Annotated in this window: 6 protein-coding genes; 1 reads left to right on the top strand and 5 read right to left on the bottom strand. The window is 47.5% G+C overall.

Annotated elements, in window-relative coordinates:
- Positions 1–188, bottom strand: a 188-nt coding sequence (locus QZV24_RS09770) for a DUF951 domain-containing protein (protein ID WP_294523349.1), incomplete at its 3' end; no start/stop codon positions are given.
- 203 nt (positions 189–391) lie between these two features.
- Between QZV24_RS09770 and rbr the strand changes: the two genes are divergently transcribed.
- A complete protein-coding gene (gene rbr / locus QZV24_RS09775) occupies positions 392–934 on the top strand; it encodes a rubrerythrin (RefSeq protein WP_290656378.1) in 543 nt (180 codons plus the stop codon).
- 41 nt (positions 935–975) lie between these two features.
- Here the strand turns inward: rbr and QZV24_RS09780 are convergent, their stop codons facing one another.
- The 4 genes from QZV24_RS09780 to QZV24_RS09795 form a co-directional block, all read right to left on the bottom strand.
- On the bottom strand, positions 976–1767 hold the full coding sequence (locus QZV24_RS09780; protein ID WP_294523351.1) for a carbon-nitrogen family hydrolase: 792 nt from the start codon (positions 1765–1767) through the stop codon (positions 976–978).
- Between the two features lie 13 nt (positions 1768–1780).
- Positions 1781–2281: an acetolactate synthase small subunit gene (ilvN, locus tag QZV24_RS09785; RefSeq protein WP_294523353.1), complete on the bottom strand. Its 501-nt coding sequence runs from the start codon at positions 2279–2281 to the stop codon at positions 1781–1783.
- Complete coding sequence (gene ilvB / locus QZV24_RS09790) at positions 2278–3975, bottom strand: biosynthetic-type acetolactate synthase large subunit (RefSeq protein WP_294523355.1); 1698 nt, start codon at positions 3973–3975, stop codon at positions 2278–2280. Before ilvB ends, ilvN begins: the two co-directional genes overlap by 4 nt.
- 391 nt (positions 3976–4366) lie before the next feature.
- Positions 4367–6097: a methyl-accepting chemotaxis protein gene (locus QZV24_RS09795; RefSeq protein WP_294523357.1), complete on the bottom strand. Its 1731-nt coding sequence runs from the start codon at positions 6095–6097 to the stop codon at positions 4367–4369.
- Positions 6098–6362 lie beyond the last annotated feature (265 nt).

Consider the following 6362-nt stretch of genomic DNA (forward strand, 5'->3'; position numbering starts at 1 on the left):
TAATTAGCCTTAATTTCCCGTACCATTCGCTGAAATTTCACCCGGGGCATCATGACAAAATGCCCGCAGCCTTGGCATTTCAAACCAATATCCATGCCAGTTCGGGTAATCTCCCATTCATTACTGCCACAGGGATGATTTTTTTTCATGCGGGCAATATCCCCCACCGCAAAAACTAACTTTTCCATTATATCACCTAAGATAATTTTACTATCCCCAAACAATAAGTCAAGCAATATACCTTATCTCATTTGGTTTTTGCCCCCTTCTGGCAACTAGGTTGACAGACAGGAGATTCAAAACTTCCTATCTTCCTTTTTCCTATAAAAAATGCTATACTTGACCCATCGAAACCCATTTTGTTGTGTGTATTTTTGAGGGGGTTATTTTTATGGAATTAAAGGGCAGTAAAACCGAACAGAATTTATGGGCAGCCTTTGCCGGTGAGTCGCAGGCACATACCAAATATCAGTATTTTGCTTCTCAGGCCAAGAAGGACGGCTTTGTACAGATTCAGAACATCTTTACGGAGACTTCAAAAAATGAGAAAGAGCATGCCAAGATTTGGTTCAAGCTGGTAAATGGTGGCAAGATTGCTTCCACCGCGGAAAACCTCAAGGCAGCCGCTGCCGGCGAGCATGAGGAGTGGACTTCCATGTACCCTGAATTCGCCAAGGTAGCCCGGGAAGAGGGCTTTGATCATATTGCCCAGCTCTTTGAGGCCGTAGCAGCTATCGAGAAGGAACACGAAGAGCGTTACAAAATCCTTCTGCTGAATGTGGAACAGGACAAGGTATTCAAAAAGAGCGAAAAAGTTATCTGGCAGTGCTCCAATTGCGGTTATGTATGCACCGGTGAGGAAGCTCCGGAGGAATGTCCGGTTTGTGCTCATCCAAAAGCTCATTTCCAGGTATTGCCAACCAACTACAAATAAAAATAATGGGCTGGGATTCATCGTCCCAGCCCATATTTTATTTAATACAACTCTTTTTTTCTGTCCTGAAACACATCGATGGTTGCCCGTATCTGAGCCTGTATACCCAATCGCAGCTTCGCCTCAATTATTTCCCCGGCCAGATTATCGCTGGACCCCTGCGCCAATATTTCCCCCCACGGGTCAATTATAGCCGAGTGCCCGCCTAGATGGAAATCCCCCTCATCCGGATCAGATATGCCATTGGCCGCCACCACAAACAGCTGATTTTCAATAGCCCGGGCCCGGGTCAGGGTATCCCAGTGCATAACCCGTTCGATGGGCCAGGCTGCTGGCAAAAATAATACATTGATGCCTTCCAGGGCGATTTTCCGAATGTATTCCGGAAACCGCACATCATAACAGATGGCCATACCACATTTTACCCCATCCAGTGTAAACACAGTAATTTTATTCCCTGCCGTAAAGTCCCTATTCTCACCAGCCGGCGAAAATAAATGAACCTTATCATAGGCCGCTGTCAGTTCTCCGGACCGGTTAAAAATATAGCTGGTATTATATACATCTCCGTTACGGTTCACCGGCACGGAGCCAGCCACAATGTTCACCATGTACTTAGCTGCCAAGCTTGACATGGTTTTTTTTATGCCATCTCCATCTAAATCAGCAAACTTTTTGATTGGTTTCGGGTAAAACCCGGTATTCCACAACTCCGGCAATACCACCACATCCGGTTTAGAAGTCACTGCCTTGGCCAGCATATTCTCCATTTGCTGCAGGTTGTGCTGGCGATTTCCCATAAAAACAGGTAGTTGTATAACCGATATCTTCATACACGCAATTCCCCTACATATTTTTTACCGGTATCGGGCCACGGCTAAGGGCAATGGCCCCTGTCCGGGCAATCTCAATAATCTGGAACTCAGCCAGCATCTCACAGATTGCATCAATTTTCCCCTGGGAACCGGTAAGCTCAATCACCACATTTTCCGGACTCACATCCACTATCTTGCCCCGGAAAATATCCACAATATTACGGATATCCGCCAAAGACTCCTTGGTGGCCCGTACCTTGAGCAGTACCAGCTCCCGCACGATGGAATCCACCAGGCCAAGATTAACAATCTTTATAACATCAATCAGCTTACCCAGCTGATTTACTACCTGCTCCAGCTCCCGATCGTCCTCTACCGATACCTCAATATTTATCCGGGTAATATCCGTATCCTCGGTATAACCAGCCGAAATACTTTCGATATTGAAGGCACGCCGGCTTATCAGACCGGATACATGGGTTAAAACACCGGGCTTGTTGTCTACCAATACAGCCAATATGTATTTTTTCATTCCTCAACACCTCCCAGTACCATATTGTCCAGCTGCGCTCCCGGTGCCACCATTGGCAGCACATCCTCGTTGCCCGGCAGCATAACATCGATTAGCATTGGACCCTCAGCATTCAAGGCTTCCTGCAGAGCACTGTGCAATTCGACTGGCTTTTCAATCCGACAGGCCTTCATTCCCATGGCCTCTGCCAGCTTCACAAAGTCCGTTTTGCCGGACAGCAGGGTCTGGGAATACCGTTTCCCGTAGAACATGCGCTGCCACTGGGATACCATTCCCAACACATGATTGTGCAGCAATACCACCTTGACATCAATATCATTATCAGCCGCTGTAGCCATCTCCTGGCAATTCATCATAATAGATCCATCACCGGTAAACAGCACGACCTTTTTTTGCGGCTGCCCCAATTTGGCCCCCAGGGCTGCCGGCAGGCCATACCCCATGGTTCCCAAACCGCCAGAGGTCAGAAACTGCCTTGGATTGCGGCTGTTAAAATACTGGGCGGCCCACATCTGATGCTGCCCCACATCCGTTACTACAATAGTATTATCATCCACCAGTTCACTGACCGTATCAATCAGCTGCTGAGGCATAATATATTGAGCATTGGTCTTATAGCAAAGTGGATTTCTCTCATTCATATCCACCACCTGGACCTGCCAGTCTTCAAACCGCTTTTTGTAATCCACCGGCGCCGCTTGCAGCTTTTCCTTGAAAATAGGCAAGGACCAGCGCAAATCTCCAATAACCGGATAATCAGCAAAAATATTCTTGTTTATTTCCGCCTTGTCCACCTCAAAATGAACAATCTTCGCTTTCGGGGCAAAGGCATCTACCTTGCCGGTTACCCGGTCATCAAACCGCACCCCAATACCGATAAGCAAATCACACTTCTGCACCGCCATATTAGCCGCATAAGTACCGTGCATTCCCACCATACCAAGGAAACCAATGTCCTTAGCCGGAACACAGCCCAAGCCCATCAAGGAGCTCACCACCGGTATCCCGGTGCAGTTCACAATATCACGAATCAAAGCTGTCTGGTTGGACAGTGTCACACCACCACCGATAAAGAACAGCGGACGCTTGGATTTGGTCAAGGCCTCCACCACATCATCCACCTGTTGGACATTGCCGGTGAAATCTCCCCTGTAGCCCCGTAGCTGTACCTCTTTTGGATAATCAAAGTCCAGCATAGCGGTAAACACATCCTTGGCAATATCAATCACCACCGGACCTGGACGACCAGTCCGGGCAATGAAAAAGGCTTCCTTAATAACCCGGGGTAGCTCGTCTACTTTTTTTACCAAATAATTATGCTTGGTTATAGGGGTAGTAATCCCTACAATATCGGCCTCCTGAAAGGAATCCTTGCCAATTAGGGGATTAGTCACCTGACCGGTAAAGCACACCAACGGTATCGAGTCCATATTGGCCGTAGCGATGCCGGTAATAAGATTGGTAGCTCCCGGGCCGGAGGTAGCAAAGCACACCCCCACCTTGCCGGTAGCCCGGGCATAACCGTCGGCTGCATGCACTGCCCCTTGTTCATGTCTGGTTAAAATATGCGGAAATTTAGACTTGTACACTGCATCGTACAGATCCAGCACTGCGCCGCCGGGATAACCAAATACCAACTCCACATTTTCTATTTTCAGGCTTTCCAGTAAGGCCTGGGCACCATTCATTTGCATGGAATTTCCTCCCCTTGTACTGTAGGATAGGGCTAATGCCCCCACTAAACACATATTATACAACATAGTTTACATTTTTCCAATAAAAATGGCCATATTTTTCGCAAAACACAGCCATCTTTATGAATTATATACTTTATTTTGAGTACATTCTTCTATTCTTTGTGGACTATTCACTACCAGTAAACATATTTCCCCTTCGGGTTATACCTCATCCAAAAACTTTTATTCCCTTCGGGTTATACCTCACCCGCCCTTCGGGCACCCTCCCCATAGGGGAGGGCTTTTCTTGCCTTCCCCTATGGGGAAGCACCTACAGGCACTAGGAGCAAAGCTCCGTCGGGGTAGCACAGCTAACGGATGAGGTCCTATATGCCGTAAGAGCATATCCTTACAATTTAAACTTCATGGAAGTATCTTCCAAATCCTTGGCATATTCTGCCAGCATTCGGCTACTGGAGGCAATCTCATCAATACCGGCTGCCTGTTGCTCAGAGGCCGCTGATACGGACTGAGACTCATCATTGACCTTGCCGGCCTGCTCAGCCACATTACTGATATTATTGGCCAGATTATCAATCGGAACCATCAAATCATTCACTGTATCACTGATAACCGCCGATTTCTCCCGAACATAATTGATGCGCTCCAGAATTTGATTAAAGGCATCCCCGGTAACTGCCAAATTATCTTTGCCGGCCTCAGCTGCCTTGGCGCCCTTGTTCATGGAAACTACGGCATCGTTGGTTTCCGACTGGATGCTACCAATCAAATCGCTAATCTGCTGGGCTGCCGTCTGGGATTCCTCAGCCAGTTTTCTGATTTCCTCGGCTACTACCGCAAAGCCACGGCCCTGTTCACCGGCCCGAGCTGCCTCAATAGCCGCATTCAAGGCTAACAGATTGGTCTGCCCGGCTATACCGGAAATAACTGATACAATCTGGCCAATTTCCTTGGACCGTTCACCCAGTTGGGAAACCCGCTCGGTGGATTCCAGCACGGTATCGGTTACCCCATTCATTTCCCGTACAGTTTCGGCCGCCAGTTCATTACCTTCCTGGGCCTTGGCTACGGCTTCCTCAACGGACTTCATGGATTCCTCCACTGCCTCAGCCATTTCCTGCATACCCTTTAATACATTATGTGCCTCATTCTCGGCTTTGCCCAACTCCTGGGTTTGCATGGCAGCCGATGCTGCCACCTCAGTAACAGACTGGGCCACAGCCTGAGTTGCCTCCGATGACTGATGGGCACTGGCCGTCAATTCCTCCGACGCAGCCGCTACCTTCACCGCCGTGTTTTGAATGTTCTGGCACATCGCCCGAACACTGTCAATCATATGATTAAATTTATCACTAATAGCAGTAAATTCATCATTACCATCAATAATAGCCTTATTACGCAAATCACCATTGGATACCGAAGTAGCCACCCGTATCAGCTCATTCACCGACGACTTGATACTGCGATTTAATAATACCATTGTACCAATGCAGAACAACGCTGCTACAATGGTAATCACCGTAGACATCAGGGCCACTGACTCAAAGGTTTCATTGGCCAGTCCAATAGCCTTCTTAGTTCCTTCGTCGCAGGCCTTAACATCCTCCTGAATAGCCTCCTGAGCCGCTTCATGAGCTTTATCCAAACTTCCCTGAAGCTCTCCCATGGCCTTTTCGCCGTCACCAGCCGACACCCGTCGGCCCAGCGATTCCGCTACAGCCAAATACTCATTCCACAGGTCCATCTCGTCCTTGACCATAGACAAATCAGACTGCCGCTCTTCCTCAGTATCATAGGTACTTTCATAAATAGAAGCTTCGTAGTCCTGGAACCCCTTCATCACCTTATCCTTTGAGGTGTTAAGGTCCGCCTGAATGGCCGCCAATTCCTTGGAACCAGCTGCCGCACCGGCACTTAAATGAACCAGTCGGTTAACATCATCCATATCATTGGAAATCGCCTGAACCATCAGGGCAGTTGACATCCAATCTTCCATATTTTGGGCCGCGTCATTCTGTTTGTAGGCGGCATTATGGCTGTAAAAACCAAAGCCAATTATTATAATCAGCAGCACGCCGAAGCCCACCATCAGTTTTTGAGTAAGACTAAGGTTATTCATAATCAATTCACTCCTTTGGAACAAACCAAACTATTAAAGTTAATTTTCGTTATTCGATACATAATTTCGCTGTAAATATGAAAAACCCTTTTTAAAAATATAAAAACAAAAAAAAGTCAGGCCGAAGCCTGACTTTTTCGTTTCACCGACTCTTATTTTAATGTAAATCCATACTCTTGATCTTGGCGGCCACAGCCATACCTAAAATTCGATGCTGTTCAGCCGTCAGATGAATCCCATCCGGCATTCCCGGTACCTTAATATA

Origin of the sequence: uncultured Anaerovibrio sp., from assembly GCA_902786545.1 — a bacterium.
In the GTDB taxonomy this organism is placed as follows: domain Bacteria; phylum Bacillota; class Negativicutes; order Selenomonadales; family Selenomonadaceae; genus Anaerovibrio.